1 pseudogene is annotated in these 432 nt (G+C 63.9%); it reads left to right on the top strand.

What is annotated here, in order from left to right:
- A pseudogene (locus J5M67_RS28880) lies at window positions 1-432 on the top strand (transposase); the annotation flags it as partial.

Raw genomic sequence — 432 nt, 5'->3', positions numbered from 1 at the left:
ATTCTCAAGCACGGCGCCGCTTCACCGGCTTCGACGAGCGCATTTAGCGCGAGATACGCCCGCGGCATGAGCGTGCGCGAGATTCAGACGTTTCTGGCCGAAAGCTAAGGCACTGAGATCTCGCCCGATTTCATCAGCCCGGTCACCGACGAAGTGATGGCCGAGGCGCTGAGCTGGCAGAACCGCCCGCTCGAGGCGATATATCCGGTGGTGTTCTTCGACGCGCTGCGGGTCAAGATCCGCGACGACGGCGTGGTCAGGGCCGTCTATCTGGCCGTGGGCGTCCAGGCCGACGGCCAGCGCGACGTGCTGGGCCGCTGGATCGAGCAGACCGAGGACGCCAAGTTCTGGCTCGATGCCTTCAACGAACCGAAGACGCGTGGTTGCCAGGACAGCCAGAGCAGCTTGATCACGGCCTCGTCATTCGGGAAG

Origin of the sequence: Pseudomonas sp. 30_B (assembly GCF_017491605.1) — a bacterium.
Lineage (GTDB): Bacteria > Pseudomonadota > Gammaproteobacteria > Pseudomonadales > Pseudomonadaceae > Pseudomonas.
Note: the sequence above shows the minus strand (reverse complement) of the source record. Positions and strands in the feature narration are given on the sequence as shown.